The organism is Paenibacillus sp. NPDC058898 (genome assembly GCF_049316025.1).
Taxonomy (GTDB): domain Bacteria; phylum Bacillota; class Bacilli; order Paenibacillales; family Paenibacillaceae; genus Paenibacillus_AQ.
Map to the genome: position 1 here is coordinate 201,076 of NZ_JBMOSM010000008.1, position 22,063 is coordinate 223,138.

Annotated in this window: 13 protein-coding genes and 1 pseudogene; 3 read left to right on the forward strand and 11 right to left on the reverse strand. The window is 47.5% G+C overall.

The genetic code is table 11. The features are described 5' to 3' along the window. Positions 1-49 precede the first annotated feature (49 nt). The 4 genes from ACOZB4_RS21995 to ACOZB4_RS22010 all read right to left on the reverse strand — a co-directional run bounded on the left by ACOZB4_RS21995 (position 50) and on the right by ACOZB4_RS22010 (position 9,282). Positions 50-1,189 (reverse strand): toxic anion resistance protein, encoded by a 1,140-nt coding sequence (locus ACOZB4_RS21995; protein ID WP_379408420.1) that lies wholly within the window; start codon positions 1,187-1,189, stop codon positions 50-52. A gap of 67 nt (positions 1,190-1,256) precedes the next feature. After that, positions 1,257-2,945, reverse strand: a complete 1,689-nt coding sequence (locus ACOZB4_RS22000; protein WP_379408417.1) for a vWA domain-containing protein — start codon at positions 2,943-2,945, stop codon at positions 1,257-1,259. Positions 2,946-2,960: 15 nt separating this feature from the next. Continuing rightward, positions 2,961-3,704, reverse strand: a complete 744-nt coding sequence (locus ACOZB4_RS22005) for a hypothetical protein (protein ID WP_379408412.1) — start codon at positions 3,702-3,704, stop codon at positions 2,961-2,963. A gap of 607 nt (positions 3,705-4,311) precedes the next feature. After that, positions 4,312-9,282: a pullulanase gene (locus ACOZB4_RS22010; protein WP_379408409.1), complete on the reverse strand. Its 4,971-nt coding sequence runs from the start codon at positions 9,280-9,282 to the stop codon at positions 4,312-4,314. 521 nt (positions 9,283-9,803) lie between these two features. On the opposite strand from ACOZB4_RS22010, the gene ACOZB4_RS22015 reads away from it, so the two are divergent. Further along, entirely contained in the window at positions 9,804-11,720 is a 1,917-nt protein-coding gene (locus tag ACOZB4_RS22015) for a beta-N-acetylhexosaminidase (protein ID WP_379408406.1), read from the forward strand. Between the two features lie 233 nt (positions 11,721-11,953). Here the strand turns inward: ACOZB4_RS22015 and ACOZB4_RS22020 are convergent, their stop codons facing one another. The 4 genes from ACOZB4_RS22020 to ACOZB4_RS22035 all read right to left on the reverse strand — a co-directional run bounded on the left by ACOZB4_RS22020 (position 11,954) and on the right by ACOZB4_RS22035 (position 15,991). Next, the gene (locus ACOZB4_RS22020; protein WP_422759645.1) at positions 11,954-12,637 is read right to left on the reverse strand and encodes a hypothetical protein; all 684 of its coding nucleotides are present in this window, start codon (positions 12,635-12,637) and stop codon (positions 11,954-11,956) included. Then, the gene (locus ACOZB4_RS22025) at positions 12,600-13,466 is read right to left on the reverse strand and encodes an ABC transporter ATP-binding protein (protein WP_379408400.1); all 867 of its coding nucleotides are present in this window, start codon (positions 13,464-13,466) and stop codon (positions 12,600-12,602) included. The genes ACOZB4_RS22020 and ACOZB4_RS22025 overlap by 38 nt, the downstream gene beginning before the upstream one ends. Continuing rightward, positions 13,463-15,532 (reverse strand): ABC transporter permease, encoded by a 2,070-nt coding sequence (locus ACOZB4_RS22030; RefSeq protein WP_379408397.1) that lies wholly within the window; start codon positions 15,530-15,532, stop codon positions 13,463-13,465. Before ACOZB4_RS22030 ends, ACOZB4_RS22025 begins: the two co-directional genes overlap by 4 nt. Positions 15,533-15,613: 81 nt before the next feature. Beyond that, a complete protein-coding gene (locus ACOZB4_RS22035; protein ID WP_379408394.1) occupies positions 15,614-15,991 on the reverse strand; it encodes a hypothetical protein in 378 nt (125 codons plus the stop codon). A 774-nt stretch (positions 15,992-16,765) separates the two neighbouring features. Here ACOZB4_RS22035 and ACOZB4_RS22040 point away from each other — a divergent pair. After that, positions 16,766-17,542, forward strand: a pseudogene (locus ACOZB4_RS22040) (transposase); the annotation flags it as partial. A 108-nt stretch (positions 17,543-17,650) separates the two neighbouring features. Here the strand turns inward: ACOZB4_RS22040 and ACOZB4_RS22045 are convergent. Then, positions 17,651-18,970 (reverse strand): sulfatase-like hydrolase/transferase, encoded by a 1,320-nt coding sequence (locus tag ACOZB4_RS22045; RefSeq protein ID WP_379408391.1) that lies wholly within the window; start codon positions 18,968-18,970, stop codon positions 17,651-17,653. A gap of 160 nt (positions 18,971-19,130) precedes the next feature. Between ACOZB4_RS22045 and ACOZB4_RS22050 the strand changes: the two genes are divergently transcribed. After that, complete coding sequence (locus ACOZB4_RS22050) at positions 19,131-19,988, forward strand: AraC family transcriptional regulator (protein WP_379408386.1); 858 nt, start codon at positions 19,131-19,133, stop codon at positions 19,986-19,988. 129 nt (positions 19,989-20,117) lie between these two features. On the opposite strand, the gene ACOZB4_RS22055 is transcribed toward ACOZB4_RS22050, so the two are convergent. After that, complete coding sequence (locus ACOZB4_RS22055) at positions 20,118-21,101, reverse strand: hypothetical protein (protein ID WP_379408383.1); 984 nt, start codon at positions 21,099-21,101, stop codon at positions 20,118-20,120. After that, positions 21,101-21,589 carry an RNA polymerase sigma factor gene (locus ACOZB4_RS22060; protein ID WP_076322520.1) on the reverse strand — a complete coding sequence of 163 codons (489 nt, stop codon included), beginning with the start codon at positions 21,587-21,589 and terminating at the stop codon, positions 21,101-21,103. The genes ACOZB4_RS22055 and ACOZB4_RS22060 overlap by 1 nt, the downstream gene beginning before the upstream one ends. Positions 21,590-22,063: the final 474 nt, after the last annotated feature.

Below are 22,063 nucleotides of genomic sequence, written 5' to 3' on the forward strand. Positions count from 1 at the left end.
CGCAGTCTCGTACCTACACACTCTTTTTTAAAATATGTCCCGTCCTGCCTTACAGTCCCAGCTTCTGCCCCCGCTCCAAGCGCTGGATCTGCTGCTCGCCTGTTACCGCCAGCTCACTGAATTGATGGATCGTCTCACGCATCCGCGGGAGCGCCTCCTGCTTGTAAGTGCTGATGGAATCGAGCGCCGACAGCACATCCGTAAACGCTTGCTTCAAGGTATCGACGGAGATACTCGTTTCCAGCGACTGCTTGTGGATCGCCGCACCTTGATCCTTCAGCATTTTGGAGGTAGCGCTGATCAGATTGTTCGTGGTTTCGTTCAGCAGCTCGATTTTCTTCAGGACAATCTTCTGGTTGTACAGGGCACTAGCCACCGTGACCGAGATTTTCAGCGCCGTTACCGTTACGTTTCTCGCCCGATCTACGCCGCGAATTAATTCTTTGTTGTTCCGAATGACCACTTCAATCGCCATAATCCCCTGCTGGTTCACGACCAGCATCTGCTGCAGGTCCATCACGCGCTGGCGCAGCGGGAACAGCACTTCTTCGGTAATAAACCGGATTTTATCCTCCGACTCCTGCCGTATTTTGGCCGCCTCGACCTGGGATTCGATCTCTCCGTCCATGAGCATGCCCAGCTGAATTTCCTTTTGCAGCTTTTTGGTCAGCTCGCGGAGGGTTTGCTGTTCAATCTCCAGCGTGGTGTTGTCGTTCTTTAATACGGTTTTGCCTTTATCAAGAGAAATGATGATATCTGAAATGACGGCATCCGCCTTTTGAAACTTGGCAAAATATCGGCGCAGCGGGTTAAACACCATGCCCAGCAGCCCGCTCTTCGCAAAATCCACAACGCTCGGGTCCAAATCCTTCAGCTGCAGCTGCAGCTCCGTTAACCCTTTGGCCACTTGACCGCCTTCATCCCCGGTTTTCGATAATCTTCCCACCTGAACCTGCAGAAGCGCATTTTTCTCCGAGGAGGATCTCATCGAGCTGATGCCAAAGCTCTCGATGGATTGCAGCACCTGTCTTCGCTTCTCGAGCGATTCGATATCCAGCTCCATGATGGCCTGCACATTGTTAGCTGCCAGCTCCTTCAGCTGCGTGACTTCTTCCGGCTCAGGCTTCACCTGCTCTTCAATCGCCGTCTTAATCTCTTCGGGACTAATGACTTCCATCGTAAATGACAATATAACCCCTCCTACAAGTTTCTTGTGTGAACCATTTCGTTATATGTGAAAAACGCTTGTAATGCTGCTACATCTGCACATTCAGCAGCTGGCCGATTTTGTATACGACATCGTCAGTATCCGCGTTGATGCTGGCTGCTTCATTGATGCTGGATATGCTCTGGAGCGCCTGAATGTTGGCATTATAGCCGATCGTGTATACTGGGATTTTATACGCTTTGATCAGTTCCCGGATGTCATCCAGGGAGTGCCCAACGTTCGTCTCCCCGTCACTCAGCACAAAAATCAGAGGTTTCACGTCGGGATTCGCCGCCATCTCGTCCTGAAGCATCTTCATTGCCACCACAATGCCGTCAAACGTCGCGGTATTCCCGCTGGCTTCAAGGCTATTGATCGCCCCAACAAACATCGACTGCTGATTCAAGTCGTACTTCCCGATCGGAAGATTAATCGTGACATCCGTGGAATACGATACAAAACCGATGCTGTTGTCTCTGCCCAGATATTTCTGTCCCGTCAACAGCGATTCCTTGAGGCGGTTTAACGGCTCACCGTCCATGCTTCCCGACACGTCCGCTACAAACACAGCCGCAACCGGTTTGTTACCATCTTTTTTCTCTTTCCACAGCTTCTGCGCAGAAGGCAGCAGACTGCTGTCGACAACTTCAAGCTCGGATTGGTAATCGTTAAGACCATTGAACCCTTTTTTGTCAGCCATCTTCTGGTATTTGTCCTGCTCGACAAACGCCGCGAATTTCTTAATGATGTCCAGCTTCTCCTTCGGCACTTTCCCGAGCGCATACAAGGGACTGTCGTGCCTTACGCCAAACGGGGTAAAGACGTAACCGCTCTTCATGTCCGCCGCGTTGACATAGGTCTGATACTCCAGGACAAAGGCATCCAGCATGCCGGACTTCGCCGCATCGCGCATCTGGATCGTGGTCGAAGCCGTGAAAGGGACGTTCGCCTGGAATTTCTCGAAGCCCTGTACCGCTTTTTCGCTAAGCAGATCGGAGCTGTCAAACGTTTCAAGGGCCGTGATCAGGAAGTTTAGACCCGTGGAGCTTGCAAAAGGATCTGTGTAACCCATCGCCAATTCGTTATTCGATATCGCATCCGTCAGCGTCTTGACGTTCAAGGAGCCGTACTTCTCCACCAATTCATCGTATTTGGCCTTTCGAGTGACAACGCCGGTCACGTTCCCCGTGAGGCGCTTGGATACAAGCTCGGCCTTGACGCCATATTCCTTGACCATCTCCCCCCACAGTTCATTAGAAGGCGTAAAAGCGTCCGGCACGTACTTTCCGGATGTTATGTAATCGGTTGCGGTTCCCGACGCGATATTACGGATTTTAACCGATACCGGCTTGCCGTTCACCACCGGCTTGGAGTTGTTGAACTCCGCTGCCACTTCATTCAACCAACCGTCAATGCCAGGCCCTGCTTTCTCGGGCGAGGAGAAAATCTCAACATACAAGTCCGTCGTATTCTCGACCGAGATCGGAAACTTGGATATATCGGGCAGAGAGTCGGCTACGGCAACCGGGTCCAGATCGACTTGGCCTTTTATGGGATCCGCCGTCGTGACCACAATGTCCTTGTAGATTTTGTTAATTTTCTTAGCCGCACCTTCCGAATCGACCTCAGACTGGCTCTTGCCCAGATTGGAGGTTAACGTGATCCCCGCATACACCAGAACAAACACGACCACAGCAATGGCCACTAATACGACAAAGGCACTCCCTTTGCTTCGCATAATCATCTCCCTCTCTTATTGCTTATATAGTTTGGTTTGCTTGATTAACGTATCGATTTCCTTCATGCATGGCATCTCCTCCACATCCCGGTAATCGGTGCTGCCAAGCAAGGAAATCTCCAGCAGCAGTTTATCGAGCTTGAGCATGATTTCTTCATTCGCTTCCAGATAACCGGTCACGTATGCCAGATACTCTTGGTATAAGGCTGTTTTTTTCTGCGCCACCTTGCTGGATAGCTGGGATGCTTTGGGCTGATCGGCCATGCGGTTGAAATCGGATGCGGCGAAGACGCCCAGCTTGTTCAGAATCCCTCGGATATTGAGATAGAACAGCTTCTCAACCTCATCGATGACCGCAATGAATTTCTTGTAACTGAGCTCCGTTTGCTCAAAACGCTGACCCAGGACATCCAGCAGTGCGTTTCTCTTTATCTCGATTCGTTCCAACTGGTCCAGGGCAAGGGCGATATCATTCTTCAGCACTTTCACGTTGCGATAATGATGAAGCGCGTCTATGTAATCCTCACGGGTCTGAATCGTTTGGATCGCCTTCACAGCCGGAGGCTTGAATAACAAAACATAACTGCCATAAAAGAGTGCAAGAACACTAACAATCCATACGGTAATGACCGATGCCGACTGGAAGGCGCTATCGCCGCCAATATGGAATCCGAGCAGCCCGGGCGAAACCAGCACAATATTTACGATCGCGATAACCGCCATAAGAAGGAGCAGCTTCACGGATTTCGAGCCATTCAAGAATTAACACCTCCCTTACTCCTATAGAGCGATGACTGATTCGACTTATAACCGCCTTTTAAAATATCCGTAAAACATAGGTAAATGAGGATATAACACATACTACGTCTCATTTCGAAGTTAGATGCATTTTCCTCACGCGATAGGCCTGCCGATTCACAATTCATTCCATTTGGTATCAGATAACTCGCCTTGCTAATATGATACGGGCATGATCGTCCCGTGTCTGGAAAGCCATGGTGGAACGCAGAGAATTGTTGTAAGAATAGAGGCGCCAAGCCGAGGCAAGCAAGATCATAGAGGTAGGGTTACTATATCAAAATTACATAAATAATCCAATGGTTCTGCGACAAAAGACACAAAAAAAGTCCTTCAGGGATTGCCTGAAGGACTTCTAAATTATAAATGACGAACGAACCAACCAAGGCCACTCATATAACTCTGCGTCTAGAGTTGACGGTAGGCAAGGAGTGCATACTTACTATTTATAAGGCGGATGAGGAAGAAAAAAGAAAATACTATCATATGACGGGTAAAAAGAGCCGCTGAATTATCCAGGGCTCTTTTCCTGATTTAATATTCTTGCTTAAGAATATCTGGTGCTACTTCAGAGTCGGTCCAACAGATTCAGCATGGCTTGCGCGCTTTCCGCACGGGTGGTCTCAGCGTGAGGCGTAAACGTACCATTGGCCTGCCCCTTCATCAAGCCAAGGGACAAGGCTTCATTCACCGCTTGGACTGCCCATGGAGAAATTTGCTGCTTATCCTTCAGGTCCGGTGCTTCTGCTAAAGAAGAGACGTTCCCCCTGGTCCGGTATGCACGATAAAGCATCACAGCCAGCTCCTCGCGAGTGATGGCGACGTTCGGCGAGAAGGTGTCCTTGCCTCTGCCATTCACCAGTCCATGCTGATAAGCCGCCGCAATCGCCGAAGCATACCACGCTTCGCCGTCCACATCAGTGAAGGCCGTGCCTTGTGTACTTTCAAGACTCAGGGCACGAACGAGCATTGCAGCGAACTGCGCGCGTGTCAGCGACTGATTCGGGCTGAATTTCGTATCGCCGGTGCCATTTACAATATGCTTCGCGGAAAGCTCTTTTACCGCTTGCTCGGCCCAATGGCCGGTAAGGTCCACAAACGATTTATCATATTCCAATGCAGCATATGTGCTGAATTGGCTGACTTCGGCCGTCAGCAGCCCGTTTACCAGCTTGCCGCCAGCATATTTCAGTTGGCCTTGATCTGAGATATGGTAGATACCGGCCAGCTTGCCGTGAATGGCGCTGTCGACTGCAAATCCAATCGTTACGGGTGCTATGAAACGCTCCATTTTATATGCCTTGCCTTCTTTTGTGCGGACGGAAAGCTGGAAATCATACAGCTTGCTGCCCTGCTTCAGTTTAGCCTTCTCGGAAGCAGCTGCTTTGGCTACGAGTGAGGCAGCCATCTGCGATCCAACCTCTTCCAGCTTAAACGAGATAACCGCATCCTTAGCCTGATCGGCCGGTACGAGCTGGCGCAGCGCTTTGAGCAGCGCGGATGGAAGCTGTACCATCACGCCGCCCTGCTTCAGCGCAAGCGGCTTCTCTCCCAGGATGTCCCCTGCCGTCAGCGGCAAGAGAACCTCGATATCCTCGGCACCCAGTTGAATCGTCACTTTCTCTTGCCCGCTGCGCAGCGACTCTTCGTTGACGATCCGCTGACCCTGATTTGGCTTCGTTCCCGGATCGGTCGACGGATTGCCGCCTCCCCCGCCTCCGTTTCCATTTCCATTTCCATTTCCATTTCCACTGCCAGGGTTGCTGCCGTTCCCACCGTCATCGATCTTAGCTTTCATTTTAATTACAACGGCCGTCAGAGGCTCAAGCGTAATAGAGCCGGAGGTTAACGTAAATCCGGACTTCGCCTTAACGCCGGTCGTGCCCGCTTCGTCGTTATCAACCACCACCGTGCCGGAGGTTAGATCCTCGCTAAGCGTCAACGATCTCGACTGGTTATCGGCATTAACGAATACATAATAATTGCCGGTTCCGTCCGTGGCTTTATTTTTATACGCAATGACCAGATCCTGCGCTTTCACCTCGGGAATCTGCAGCAGGGTCACATTCGAATTCACTATGGACTGATCGCCCAGGCGGAAGGCGTCGGACGATTTTCTTAACTCGATCAATCCGGTCGTATATTCCCGCGTCTTGTTATTCTCCGGATACTTGGTTTCATCCGTTGCCTTTTCCCAATCAAACATGTTGATGGCATCAGAGGAGTCGTAGGAGTCGTGGATGAAATAACCGAAACGGTTTCCCGCCTCGTCCTCTAATTCGTGATATTTTTGCTCGGGCACACCCTGACCCAGCCATTGCTTAGTCCGCCCGTATTCCTGTCCTGCATGGAGGAAAGCCGTTCCTTGCGAAGTCAAAGTAATCAGGTTGCCCAGACGAATGCGTTTATGAATCTCCAGATCATTCGTTGCTATCGAAGGGTCCTTCTTGATAGACTGCGCAATGATGTCGTACAGCGGCAGATTGTCATGGGCTTCAATGTATTGAACGATGTCGCCCGGGTCATCTTCCTTCGTGTTGCTAGGCTGGGCCTTGATATTGTTGAAAATCGTTTGGATGTCGCGTGCGCCGCCCGTAATGAATCTAGGCTCACCTTCATTGCCGAAGCCGGATTTCAGCTCGTTGCGGAACTCATCCGAGAAGACGCCGACGTCGTCCGTCTTATCCATCCAATTCTGGTCTGCCCCCTTGCCTGCCAGGGAAGGATCCGACAGATGTCCGCCGAAGGTGACCCAGCCCTCGCCGATAAACAGAGCGTTCGGGTTAATGGAGGCTGCGGCATCATAGGCGTTCTGTACAGCCTCATACGTGGCGTCGCCCATCATGTCCCAGCGCATGCCGTCGATTTTGTATTCGTCGAACCAGTATTTCACGGAGTCTACCATCAGCTTCTCGGCCATCTTATGGTTGGTTGCCAGGTTGTTGCCGAAGCCGCCGATGAAATTGCCGTTGGCGTCCTGGAAGGCATAATAGTTCGGCACGATATCATTCAGGAATTCTGCCTTGGCCATATGGGTGTATACCACGTCCAATACGACGCCCATGTCCGCCTCGTGGATGGCGTTAATCATCGCTTTCAGTTCCTTGATTCGCAATTCCGGATCCGTAGGATCCTCGGAGTAAGCACCATCAGGCGAGAAATAACTGTGCGGATCATACCCCCAGTTGTACTCATTGTCTTTTGCCGAATATTCCAGCTCCCTGTTCTTCATGGCAGCTTCGTCCCCGTAATACCACGCCATTACGGGCAAAAGCTGAACATGGGTAACGCCTAGGGACTTGATGTATTCGAGCTTCTCTTTGAATGCGTCGTAGGATCCCCAAGTCGCGTTATGCAGATCGTTCTCAATCGTCGGATCCGACGTAAAATCCCGGACGTGAATCTCCCAGATGATGGCGTCTTCCCGCTGCTCATAACCAGGAATGTCCGCAAAACCGAAGCCGGCAGGATCCGTTTGACTCAAGTCGACGATAGCCGCTTTGCCGACGGTATCACCGTCCGGTCCTGCTTCACCTTTGGTGTTCACTCTGAATTGCGCCATGGATTTGGCATATGGATCCAGCACGGCTTTCGTCACACCGTTGTTGGTCACTTCGTATTGATAAAAATATCCTCTAAAATCCTGAATTCCGAGATCTCCCGGTTTCAAATGAACCGACCAAACCCCTTTGTCGCCTTTTTGCAGGGTTACATTGCCGATCAACTGCGTTGCATCATCCTTGCTGTACACATTCGCGGTGACCTCGGTTGCCGTCGGTGCCCACAGCTTGAGCTCGGCCCCACCGGACTGATAAGTCGCCCCGAGATCATCGCCGTCGTACGCGTACATCTCATCCAGCATTCTCCAGCCGGTCGAAGCCGATATGGTTTTTCCGGCGTAGGTTACCTTAAGCGGAGTCTGATCCAGTTGGAATAATGCCGACACTTCGATGGTGGTTTTTCCGACAATCTTCACGTCTTGAATGGTAACCGTGTTGTCGTCCTTATCCTTGATCTGCAGCTCATTCTTCAGCATATCCGCTTCCAAGCCATCGGTCATCGTAAATCCGAGCTGGAGCTTTCCGGGAGCCAATACCTCTGCCGAGACTAACCCCGTAGGCACCTCCCCATGCGGAGATGTGTAGACGGTATTGTCGCCTTCTTTAATAAACAAATGCTGGTATCGGTCTATCAGGGTAAAACCCTTGTCGCCGCCGTCTTTCCCGGCATCTCCCATGGACGGATCCAGCACGAGGAAATTAATCTTCTGGGCCCCCGGCTTCATCGGCACGTCCACGTAAGCGCCGTAACGGTCGGTTTGATCTGCCGGGAACATGGTGGCTCCTGTCGGCCAGTCTTTCGAAGGCGCAGCGACATCATCACCCCATATCCACAAACCGTACGAATCGTAATTCTGATCCTGCCGTTGATAGTGGATGCGCACGGTATCCGCCGGCAGGGCAACAGGCTCAAAGCTGTATACCGTATCGGAGCCTTCCTTGAGCCATACTTCGTTCATGTCAGGCGCGGCTAAGGTGAATTTCTTGTCGCCGCCGTCTTTATTGCCGCTGATGCGATCGACAACGACGATGCCGACTTTTTGGGCGCCGTCCTTGAGCGGAATATCGACGAAGGCCCCGTAGGCGTCCTGCTGCCCGCCAGGGAAGGGCGTTGCGCCTGCCGGCCAATTGGCGGACGGAGATGCGACGTCATCGAATATCCACAGTCCGATGCTGACGTAATTCGCGTCTGCCCGGTTGTAATGGACGCGCAGATGGTTAGCGGGAACCGGCGTTCCCGGATCTGCAGGCACCGTGAAATGAGCGGCAACACCGTGATTGTTCGCATTGTAGCTGAACGTAACCTTCACGTCTTGCGGCAGTTGAAGCCCTTCCCGATTAGTAGGGTAAACCGGACTTGCCGCATCGCTGCCCAAAGCGATTTGATACTCATGATCCCCTTCGTACACATCGGCTGTCACCGTGTATACATTGTCATAATCGGAATCCTGCATGATCAAGCGCGCATCCGTAGGCGACCAGTCGGCCGCTTCGCCGATGCCCGACTGGAAGCTGCCGATCACTCTTGGAAGCTTATCCGCTTCAATCGGAACGTAGTATGTAGAATCCGCAATCCGGTGGGTCCCGTGGTTGTAATAAAAAGTAACCTGAGAGTCCTGAGCGAGCGATATTAGAATGTTGCCATCCTTGCTCGCTCCGCTTGGATTGGAATAATTGGCGGAACCGTAATTCTCATCCCACTTACCGTCAATCGCGATCTTGTACTCGTACGATCCCGCGGGCAAGTGGCCGGTAAAGCTGTATTCTCCGTTCCCCATATTCTTCATGGTTGTCGCGGCGGCGGCCGGGTCCCAATCTCCGCTATGGCCTAGTTCGGATTGCAGAGTCCCCACCAGCGTAACCTGGCTTGGCACGTTATTGGCATCGGCCGTTGATGGCGGAATGCCGAGCATGGAGAAAATCAACGAAACAATCATGATGATAGACCACGTTCGTTTGCTTAAAACAGTCATTCTCATGAACAAATAACCTCCTTCGGTTCTTGGATTAAGTGCAGTTGATGCTATTTTAATGCCAATCATTGCGCAAACGCTTGCATAAATAGGTTTGAGCTTCCATCAAGTAAAGCACGACAATAACTGACAATGGTTAGAGAAATGGTTCGAAATATAGAATGAAATAAAGATAGATGAAAGCGATTACAATGGAAACGTTTGCATTCTTTATTGTAGTATCGAGGTTCCTTGCCGTCAACCACATTTTGGCCTGTTTTCAAAAACTATTTTGCGGCTCAAGTGAGACTCTCTCCAGCAGATCTAGCTCTAACAAATAAAGGGAATCAACCATCGGAATGACTGATTCCCTTCCACGCGCGTTTCATCCGTTTAAGGTGTTACTGATTGTTGTTTCTAGTAAAATGAATTGGAAGCATACTTTCGCAAACTAATGATTGATTTCCCACGACGATTCCCATAACATTAAACATTATAATGATATAATGTTTAATGTTCGCAAAATCATGGATGCAGGGGGATTTCATATGAAATTTCGTTTTGAGGGCGCTGTTACGGATGTCATGCCCGGCATTCAGCTGCTGCTGGATGAGCTTGGCGTAGAGCTTGGGGAGGACGGAGTCCCCATAGAGGTAGCCTTGTCGGATGGAGATCTGGAGGTCGGCAGGGACCGGACTCACACCTATATTCGTTACGGACGAAAACATCAATTTTTCCGGGGACTCGGCTTGCTGGTTCAACATAGCCGCCAAAGCGATACGTTCCACCTTCACGAACGTCAGCAATTTGACCGGATCGGCCCGATGTTCGACCTGTCCCGCAACGCCGTGCTGACCGTGGACAGCTTCAAGCTCATGCTGAACAAGATGGCCCTGATGGGGATGAACAGCGTGATGTTATACATGGAGGATACCTACCAGATCGAAGGCGAGCCGTATTTCGGTTATATGCGCGGTCGCTACACGCAAGCGGAACTGAAAGCCATTGACGATTATGCCGATCAATTCGGCATCGAGGCTTTCCCAAGCATCCAAACCTTGGCGCACCTGGAGGAGTTTCTGAAGTGGGAGCCCATCAAACATTACCGTGATACGAAGGGGGCCCTTCTTGTCGGCAGCGAGCAGACAGATTCCCTGATTGAACGGATGATCGAGGCTGCCAGCGCTCCGTTCCGCAGCAACAAGATTCATATCGGGATGGACGAAGCGGAGGAGCTTGGTCGGGGAAAATATTTGGATCACAACGGTTATGTGAGCCGTTTCGACATTATGATCGCCCATCTGGACAAAGTCCTGGCTGCCGTTCGCAAACGCGGCCTGAAGCCGATGATGTGGAGCGACATGTTTCTGAAGCTCGCTGCCGGCGGAGGCGGCGATGCGGCATATTACGATAAGGAAACGTCGATTCCAGAGGATATGGCCCGCCGCATCCCGAAGGACGTGGACATGGTGTACTGGGACTATACCCACATGGAGCCGGAGGACTATAAGAAGCTGATCGCCAATCACCGTCCGCTGGGGTGCAACCTCGTGTTTGCGGGAGCCGTCTGGATTTTCAACACCTTCGGCGTCAACTACGGTTTGTCCCTGAACGCTTCGGATGTTGCGCTTCAAGTGTGCAAGCAGGAGGGAATTCGCGAGGTATACGCCACGATGTGGGGCGATGACGGCAACGAAGGAAATCCGTTCGCGGCGCTGCTTGGTCTGCAGCTCTATGCCGAGCATGCCTACTCGGAACAGAAGCCGTCCCCGGTTCAGTTGGCGGAACGGGTGAAATTCTGTACGGGCATCGATATGGATACATTCCTCCTGCTTAAGGATCTGGACGAAATCCCCGGCCAGGAGCCGAACAACGCCAAGCAGAGCAACCCGTCGAAATTTTTGCTGTATCAGGACGTGCTCCTCGGGATGTTCGACAAACAGATCGAAGGCCTGGACCTCTCGAACCACTATGCCGAACTGGAGCAAAACCTGCGAGCGAAGCGCGATAGCAGCGCCGAGCTGGACTATCTGTTCGATATGCCGGAGAAGTTGAGCGCCGTCCTCAAACGCAAAAGCGAGATTGGCATTTTGCTGAAGAAAGCCTATGACACCAAGGACACCGATACCTTAGGGCATATGGCCAAGGTCGTGCTCCCTGCCATTTCCAAAGCCGTTCAAGAGCTGCGCATTGTCCACCGCACGCAGTGGCACCGGATGTTTAAGCCCTTCGGCTGGGAGGTCATCGACATCCGCTATGGCGGCGTCATCACCCGCCTGGATAGCGCATCGTTCCGCATTCTAGAATACGTTGAGGGACGGATGGCAAACATTGAGGAGCTTGAGCAGGAACGGCTGGTGTTCAGCACGACCAATCGCGACAACCACAAAGGGGTCGGCTGGTGCAGTCATTATTACCGCATGGCTTCGCCGAACGTGTTCTACCATGTGCTGAATCCTTTTTAAGAATAAGGACGGCATATTGATAGTTCATACCACATACACAAACCCTAAATGAAAAAGAGGTTGTCCCAAAAGTAAATTTTGGAACAACCTCAGCAATAAAATGGGATAGTATTCAAAGAAACCAAGGGGTTAAGCGATCTATTCTCGCCTAAGCTCCTTGGTTTTTGGTATCGACGGCGGCTTTCTTCAGTGGCCAGTCCTTTGCAGCCGCTCTTCCAACAGCTTGACGGCCACTACGTTTTAAATCTTGTTGTAGTTGAAAGCAAGTACTGAGCATTTATAAACATTAATATGCCAAGGACTCCTACCTTTTGAATAAAATAAATTAACTCGGAAACAGGAATTGGTCTCACATTGTGCAGATAAATATCAATTATTTGTAGTGATGAAGTTTGAGTCGTCAACAACATTAAAGAGAGATACGAGGTTGCTGCTATAATTGACCATCCTGTACTCCTAGTAATCACCATTGATAAAAAGCCTAATCCTGCATAAAAAAAAGACTGAACTGATAGTTGAAGACCTAGTGAAATAACTGCCATCAAACCGATCCAATTACTCATAAGAGCAAGCATAACTATCATTAAACACATATACAATAAGAAAAAAATCAAAACTGGCACTACGCCAAGCTTCCAGCGTTTCATAGGCAGGGAAAACAAGACTTCATTACCATTCTCCGACAATAGATCATGCAAAATAAAAATGCTCCACCAGCAACCGAAAATAGGGAAAACCATTTCAATAACTGGCATGGAAAGTACGATGTCTCCATTATTTAAGACAATAACAATTAATAATAATAGAGAAGTTAATAAAGGCAAGTATGCATTGATCCCCATTGATTTCCAATTAAAAATAATATTTAACTTGAGCATACTAATTTCCAACACTCTGCATGTAATAAAAATAGGCATCTTCTAAAGTAGGCATTTCAACCTCACTATTCGGTTCTATATCACCCTCTGATAAGAATCGAATATAAATCTGGTTTTCTATTGGTTGTTGTCTAATAATTTTCACTTTGTTTTCTAAGCTTAACAATTCTTCAGGATTAACCTTTGCTGACCTAATGAGATTATTCACACTCTGCCTAATACTATTTACATTACCTGTTGCTAATATCTTGCCTTTATGGAGAATCGCAATGTTACCGCAAATCGTTTCAATGTCCTCCACGATATGCGAAGAAATGATAATCAAATTTCGCTGCCCAATTTTGTGAAGGATATTACGAAAGCGTATTCTTTCTTCAGGATCCAAACCCGCTGTTGGCTCATCCACAATAATTATTTGCGGTTCTCCTAAAATTGCTTGGGCAATCCCAACGCGTCTAATCATACCTCCCGATAATTTCCCGATTTTTTTATTCCTGTGTTCTAATAAATTCACTTGTTCTAATACGTACTCAACTTTTGCGTTCTTTTCCTTACTTATGCCTTTCATAGTGGCAATGTGCATTAAACACTCCATAACAGTTAGATGCTTATATAAGGAGAACTTCTGTGGAAGATAGCCTATTAAACGTTTAACATCTAATTGATTTCGCCAGTTCACTGTCCCATATTCTATTGAACCTGAGTCAAGTGTTTGAATCGCTGTCAAGATTCTCATGAAAGTCGATTTCCCTGCTCCGTTAGGTCCCAATAGTCCAAAAATCCCAGGTTCGATAGACAATGATATATTGTCTAAAGCCATATATTTTCCATACTTCTTAGAAATAGAATCTATCTTTAGAGTCGTCATTCCAGCCCTTCTCCTTTTGAAGTTTTTGCAATAATCTGGTCCAAATGATCCCAATTTATTTTTTCCTCACTTTTTAAACATTGAATCCACTCATTAAAAAACTGGGACATCATTTTTTCGTCATTAATATTATCATCGAGGAACTCTAACAATTGATTATATGTCGCTAGATGATTAGGATAATAATCTTGCACAACACTAGAATATTTCTTAAGCAAGTTATTCTGATTTTTATCTAATCCAAACTTTATTTGCTCATACCAATAGGAATAGCTTCTGACAAAAAGTTCTCTCATCGTTCTATCTTGTTTTTCCCAATGATAATTTCTAACCAATCCTTCTACGATTTGTCGAATTAAAAATTCCCTTTGGAAGAAGTTGTTGGAATTGAGTAGTATACTGACATCAATAATAGCGTAATTCTCCTCGAACCAAAAGTTTTCATCATTTAATCTTGTCTCAATTAGAAAAATTTTGTTCAGAGGTTTATATTGGTAGGCTAATCGCTGGCTAATATCTTTATATAAATCCACAAATACGTTAATATCGGCCGTCATATCTTTAGACATTCCATATAGAGCATATGGTCTGACTACTTTAATATTATTTACATACAACTCTTCCATCTCGCCAGAGACCAAGGTGATACCCGAAGCGTCGTAAGCTTTCCAAACTCCTTCTCTTGCATCATATTCGAGATTCGTATATAAAGGATCAGGTCCTGTATACCTCATATTTACCTCAAAAGTATTTTCAGGCTTGTATGAATAAAATACAGCCATATATTTATCTATGAATTCAGCAACTGGTTGCTTACCAGGGACGGGGTACCAAGGTAAGAAACCTGGTAACATTACAGCTTGCTGGTTAGAAAAAAACCTTTGAGGTCCAGAACCTGAATATATAATTTCAATATTATATTTTTTGGATACCAATAAAGCACTAGGTAATGAAACAGTTAAATAATCAATTTCTTGAATGAAAGGCATCTCTTCATCAAAGAGTTTTACACTATGAACCTTAAAATTATGATATAGACTGAATATCAGTTTATCCATGTTGACATCAGGTTCAATCTGCATTCTGACCTTATTCTTCAATCCGTTTTTGACAGTAACATCCATGTCGTACTTGCTGACCCTAAATTCAGTGCCTTCTTGATAGCTTTTAATGGTCTTATTCAAATAAAAAGAATTATCTGATTTAATTGCTTGTCTTGAAGTAAGTTCCTCCAGATGCGGTGACATCGCCCTCCAACTTCCCAAGCTTGCCCCTACTGTTATCAAAGTCACTGCAAACATAATAATCTTCCAGTACTTAAATTTGTTTATTTGAGACAATAACGCAACAAAGATACAAATGACCGAGAGAAGCAATCCTAGTTTAGATAACCATCGGAAGTGTTCCATTGGAAAACCGTAAACAATGTGATATGCCCTAAACGGATCTGACTGTCCAAGATTCATAAGAAACATCAATTTCTGAAGCCACACTGGTAGCATTTTGGCTAATGCGACAAAAACAATCTGATTCAGAGGGCCTATAAACATCCCTATAATCAACATAATTGGGAATGCCATTTTTGATTTTATACATATCCCGATAATTAAACCAACAATACCCGAAATGATAAAAGGAATGAACCAATACAATATAAAGAACAAGAAGGATGGATAATAGAAGTCAGCTGGAATCTGATTTATGAAGAAGATTATAAATAATAAGACTAAGTGTAGAAAACAAAAAAAGAGTACTGTCATCACAATATGTATTAATTTACCTATATATTTTTCTCGTAAGCCATTAGGAATGGTTGCAAATACTTCATCAGACTCATTCGAAAATTCTTCTTTAACAAGAAAAATCCCATACGTAATAAACAAGAATATACAAGCTTGTATTATATACGCAGTTCCGTTCAAAGATTCCCCTGGCTGGTGGGACTGTACAAGATCTAGGGAACTGGATCCAAAATACAGTAGAGAACTTATCAATATGAAATAACTCCAATAATTACGGTGCATGATGAGTAATTCAATTTTCGCAGAATTAATAATCTTAGTCATTAGATCCTCCCCCGGTTGGAAAATAAAGGTGCAGAAAAGGAGGGAGAACTCTTCCTTCTCTGCACCAAGTCCTACTAGATATTAGTTTTGTGCTTTTCCATTTGCTACAACGCTATCATAATTAGGACCATCTGGATTGAGATCAAGATGATAGTCATTCGTTGCTACATTTTGGGCGGTATACAAAGTGCCATTAAACCCTATTGGTGCTTCTGCTTGCTTAACAATAGTATTATTCTTATTGTGAAGTTCAAGCCACACAGAGTTTGTGGAATAATTCTGATTATTAAATCCTGTAACTGTTACATCACCGTACATTGGGACTGTAGTGCCGGTAGAATAGGTCTGATAGTAGCTAATACTAACTGTGCTTGCTTGTCCACTTCCGGCAAATACTGCCGCTGTTGCACTCAAACAACCTAAAACGGTAACAATCGCTATTCTATTAATATTCTTCAAAATTACACCTTCCTTTTCAAAATATAGTTTTGCTGGCCAGCAATTCAGTTATTCCAATATAATCATATCCATTATTTCCATTATATTGAATAGAGCTTTATATGATTTATTTTATATTTTATACATTTTTGTGTAAATTAAGAAGACGATTTTTTTGTCGAAAAAAGTATTGTATTAGCTAAGTATGTTGTTTTAAATAATAATTTGAAATTTATAGTCTGACATCATTCGTTAACTTCAAAAAAGAATTTACTATAGACAAAGACGTACATTTACCAGTGATTTACAACAATCATAGTACAGTTATATGAGAAATGACGACTTGGACTCTCTATCTGGACAATCCGGTAGCTGGGGGTGGAGAATAAAGTGGAAAGAACCTAGAACCTGCATCGTGCGTGGGCTCTTACGTAATCAAAGAATCGAACATACAAAAAAGCTTTCTCGCTACTCGAAGTGGGTACATAGAACAGCGATTTTATATGGAGAGGCGGGCATGATAAGCTGATTAGCAACGCGAAGTCTTATGCTTCGCGCCTTTCGCGAGTACTCATGTCCGTAGAGACTCCATGCCAAATCGCTCTATTAGACTATCAAACGTACCTTTAACCACGCAGTATAGCGAAGAGCCCAAAAAAAGGAGCACCGACAGGTGTCTCTTTTCCAGGCTGTCGAGAAAGTCTCGACAGTTATTTTTTTGTACATATAGTTCAACACGACACCGCGTTAATATTATATAATATGAGTTAATAAACCGTTCGGAGGGTGTTAAATATATTGCGTTCTAACCGGGAAAAACAGCAGGCTTACGAGTTTGTTTCCATTGAAGAATTAGTTCCTCCAGATCATCTGCTCCGTAAAGTGGACAAGTATATCAATTTCTCTTTCATCGACGAAAAGGTTCGTCCGCTTTACTATACTGATAATGGGCGACCAGCTATTGACCCTGTCGTGTTATTTAGATGATTTTCCTCGGTTATTTTTATGGCATCCGTTCCGAACGCCAACTCGAACGTGACATTCAGACCAACCTCGCCTATCGCTGGTTTTTGGGGTTAGGTTTAACCGACAAAGTGCCGGATCATTCTACGATTAGCTGGAATCGTCGCACTCGCTTTAAAAGCACAGAGATTTTTCAGGAAATTTTTGATGAAATTGTGCTTCAAGCCATTCAGCACTGTATGGTAGGTGGACGCGTCTTAGTTTCCGATTCAACCACGTCAAGGCGAATGCAAATAAGCATAAGTACACAAAGGAACAAGTTTTACAAAACACCCGGGATTATGAGAGTGAACTTAATGCTGCCGTAGAGGCTGACCGGAATGAACATGGAAAAAAGCCCTAAAACCGAGAGAGGATGTGATTAAGAAAAAGGAAGTTAAGGTGAGCCGACAGATCCCGACAGCGGTTATATGGTCCGTGATGGGAACCGGAGAGATTTTTCTACCTGGACCACCGTACCGTGCACCTGAAATACAATATGATTACGGATATCCATTCACCGCTGGAAATGTCCATGATTCTGTACCGTATTTGTCCCGTTTGGATCGTTGACAAAATGAAAAGAGGTTCGTCCCTCAGTCATCTATGATGACTTTTGGGACAATCTCTTTTCTTAATTTAACTACCATAGCTTAACTGCTATGCTCTGCTCGACTCTCAGGATCCGTGACGCTGAACTTCCTCGTACCAGGCTCGCACATCCCGACTAAGCCGTTCCACGATCTCGGGGTAATGGTCCGCCAGGTTGGAGCGCTCCCCGGGATCCTTGGACAGATCGGACAGATGAACCTGATCCGGAACCACGCGGTCGAAATCAAGTTTCCCGTTCAGCACCAGCTTCCATTTCCCTTCCCGGACAGCCAGTTGGCCTTGATACTCCCAGAACAATTGCTTATGCGGCGACGGCTCGCCCATTCGCAGCATCCCCTTCAGGCTGCTTCCATCCAGTGCAACGCCTTGAAGCGGTGCCGCCGCCGGATCGACGTCCGCCAGATCCAGAAAGGTCGGTACGATGTCCATCATGGCCGCCACCTCATCGCGTACTTGTCCGCCCTCCAATCCGTTCGGCCAGCTTAGTATGGCAGGTTCGCGGATACCGCCTTCAAACAGACTTGCTTTATGCCCGCGAAAGATCCCCGCGCTCCCGCCGTAATAAACGTCTTCTGTCCCGTCCAGCCAGTTCCTGCTCTCGGAGGACGGTCCGTTATCGCTGGAGAAAAAGATGACCGTATCCTCATAACAACCCGCTTCCTTCAGTGCCTTCACAATCTCCCCGACGCCGTCATCCACCGCTGCAATCATGGCGGCCATGACCTGCCGATCCCAAGGCAAATGCGCAAACCGGTTCATGTATTCCTGTGGTGCATGCATCGGATAATGCGGCGCATTGTATGACGTAAACAAGAAGAACGGAGCTTTCTGCTCCCGAGACCGCTTAATGAAATCAACGGATCGTTCCGTAATCAGTTCGGTCATATACCGGCCGTTCTCCCAAACCTCCGTTTCATTTTCCCATAGATCATGAAGGGGATTGACGCCATGGGCTTGGCCCCAATAAAAGATGTGCGAGTAAAAATCGATGCAGCCCGCCTTAAATCCGAAAAACTCATCAAACCCATGCGCGTTCGGACTGGTTTCCTCTGACAGACCCAGATGCCATTTTCCATACAATGCCGTTCTGTAGCCGGCGGGTTTAAGCGCCTTCGCCAATGTTACCTCGGCGGCAGGCAGGCCATGCGAGCCGCGCTTCGCCCCCAGGATTTCACCGACTCCCGCTCTGACCGGATACTTGCCTGTCAATAAAGAGGCTCGTGACGGAGAGCAGACCGGAGAGTTGGAATACCAATTCGTAAAACGAATGCCTTCATCAGCCAATCCATCCAGGTGCGGGGTTTTCACGGTTTCCGAACCGTAACACCCAAGGTCCCCATACCCTAGATCATCGCAATATACGACGATAAAATTCGGTTGTTTCATATCTTAATTCACCTCTACTATGTTCGACTTGTTCCTCATCATCGTACCCTTTGACAGGCCCACAAGGAATGCTCAATCCTTGCAATCGTTATACAATATGTTGCATAGTAGCAACAACAAGAAAAATGATCAGGAACAGCAGGCAGGAGGAGGCGTGACAGTGAACCCAAGACTGTCCAGAGAAGAATACTTTAACAATCCGGTTTCATTTGAGACAAAAATGGGATTGTGGATATACAAATCCGGTACGCACCCCTTTTTCACCGAAAAAATCGGTCCCCGGTCCGTCGGATTTTATAGTATACATTTCGTTGCCAGTGGCAAGGTGAAATTCGGATGGGACGGCAGTAGCGTCTCCCTCTCGGAAGGCGACTTGTTCTGCCTCTTCCCCGGCTCGGTCTATACCTATGTCAAGGACTGCGAGCAGCCGTCTACCACGATCACCTGGACGGCTTTTATGGGCGAGTTGATGCCATCCATATTGGAGCATGTCGATTTATATCCGGAGCGGCCCTATCGACAAAACGCCTTCGGGGACGATACCCTGGCGATCATCAAGGAGATTCAGAGATTGCTCCGGCAGCCCCAGCTAGACCACAGTCTTCAGCTGATGTCATTGGGATTCCAATTGATCCACAGCATCAATTCGAACCGGCACCAATCTCCTTCTTCTGCTGCATCCGACTGGCTCGGATCCATCCCCGGGTATATGCAGCTTCACTGTACCGAGAACCTGTCCGTGGAGGAGCTTGCCGCGTGGGCCGGCGTGCATCGCAGTCACTTTACCCGCGCGTTTACCCGCCGATACGGCATCTCTCCGTCCCGCTACATGCAGCAGTTGATCATGGAGAAAGCGACCCGCCTATTATCCGCCGAGGGCATCAGCATCACGCAGACCGCTTTATCCCTGGGCTATTCGGATTTGTTTACGTTCTCCCGCGCCTTTACCCGGTATTTCGGAATGACGCCGAGTGCATTCGTGAAAGCGAACCGCCCATCATCGACGGAACGCGAATAGCAAGGGACCGCCATGCGATAAAGGGGGCGCCATTAGCGACCCTACATCAACGATTAGAGGCCATCCGATTAGGGATAGCCTCTAGTTTTTTACATTACCTTTTTTTCGTTGTATAAACGGTAGGACGACCTACTCCTCCATCAGCTTCCACAGCGTGGTGAACGCCTCGTCCTCCAATTGAAAGAACACAGGCGCATTGGCATATCGCACATATTGGCCGCCTTTAAACAATCTTAACTGGACCTCCGTCCCGTCCTGCAACTGGATATATAGAAACTTCTGCTCGCCCGACCCGGTCTCGTAGATCCCTTGCTCAAACAGAGGCTCGGCCGCTATCGGCTTCGCTTCATATAAAGCGTCAACGAAGGCTTGCACCTCCGCATCGGCGGAAAGCTCGTGTTGCTTATTCTCGCCCATGTTCCAGCTGTCGAAATCCTGCCATTTGACAGACGTCATGTTCCCCATCAGATTCAGCTTGCCTATGATATCCTCGCCCTTGGCCACCGTAATCCCGTTTAGATGCTCATACAATTCAGCATAGACTTCTCCGTCGTGCTCCATGTAGGACATGATTCTAAAATCGGCGTCATATCCCTTAACCGAGAAAATGTCCATTTCGCCGATTGTCGAAGCAAGCTCCGTGTAATCATCGGGGGAGCTCCACTCCGTAATCCCTGATTTCGACCGACCGAGCTTGTCGCCCCGCAGCTGCTTGGCAATTTCCGGCGATATTTGCGTACCGGTTTGGGTGTAAATATTGCCCTGGTATACAACCAAACCGATCATGTCGGCTTTGACGTTGCTCTCACCCGGAAGCTCGATTTTCGGGATGGTTACCGGGTCATGACCGGCCTGGGCGGTCGGCGGGGTATGCTCTCCAGTCCCTTGCGTTTGCGGAGTATAGGTAACAACGGGAATATCTTCACGATTCAACATTAGCGAAATAACCAAGACTAGCCCCAACATGACAGCCATACTAACGCCTACCATACCCCATCGATTCCTTCTTGTCGTTTGACGCTGATTTTGTTTCATTCCTTTCATGATCCGCTCCTCCAATCCCTTGTCAGGTTCTATTCGATCTATCAATGTTTTGTAGTCATTCCGATTCATCAATCGTCCTCTCCTTCCAAGTCCATGCGCAGCAGCTTCCTGCCGCGCTGAAGACGCATCTTGACCGCAGACTCATTAATCTGCAAGATCCCGGCGATTTCCTTAACGGAATAATCCTCGTAATAAAACAGATGGATCACCGACTTATACTTGAACGGCAAACTCATGACGTTATCCATCAGGGTTCGTTCCGTCGGCTCCACAAAATAATCATTCATATGCTCCATTTTGGTTACCCGCTTGCGCCACAGGCTTCCTTGCATGTTCTTACAATGGTTCGTAATCACCCGAATGAGCCAAGCTTTCTTATGCTCCTGATTGCTGAACTCAGGTGATTTATATATCAGCTTCATAAACGTCTCCTGAATAGCTTCTTCTACATCCTGTTTGTTTCCCAGGTACACCATCGCTATTTTAAAAAGCATGTCGCCGTATAATTCATAGGTTTCCGTAATATCTCCGCCCGGCCGGAGCGAATCGATCTGCATCGCCTTTAGACCTCCTTTTACCCTTAACACAGTTATGGACGCGAATCGGTCACATTTTGTTTATAGTTTTTTCGGCATAAAAAAGAGAATGTCCCAAAAGATCTTAGATCTGGCGTGCCCCTCTTTCTGATAGGAGACGCTCCGTGTACGAATCGTTCCTCCCATCGCTGTTGTCCCCAAATTTCTTAGATATATTTTAATCAAGGAGGAAATTCGGGGACAAAGGCGACCGCTGCCGCTTGTCCGGAATCGTTTCGTCCTCTCCGCTACCATGAGCAAGCACATCCTTTAGACATAAGAAGAGAAACCACATGTTCACAAAATGGATGTGCGATCCATCACCCATTTACGAAAGGGACGGAACGGTGGCAACGTACCAAAAAGCAAGAAATGGCGGTGCTGGGAATCATCCCTAGCACCGCCATTTCTATTTTCCACTTTTGATCAATTGGAGCGATCTTCAGCAGATTTGCT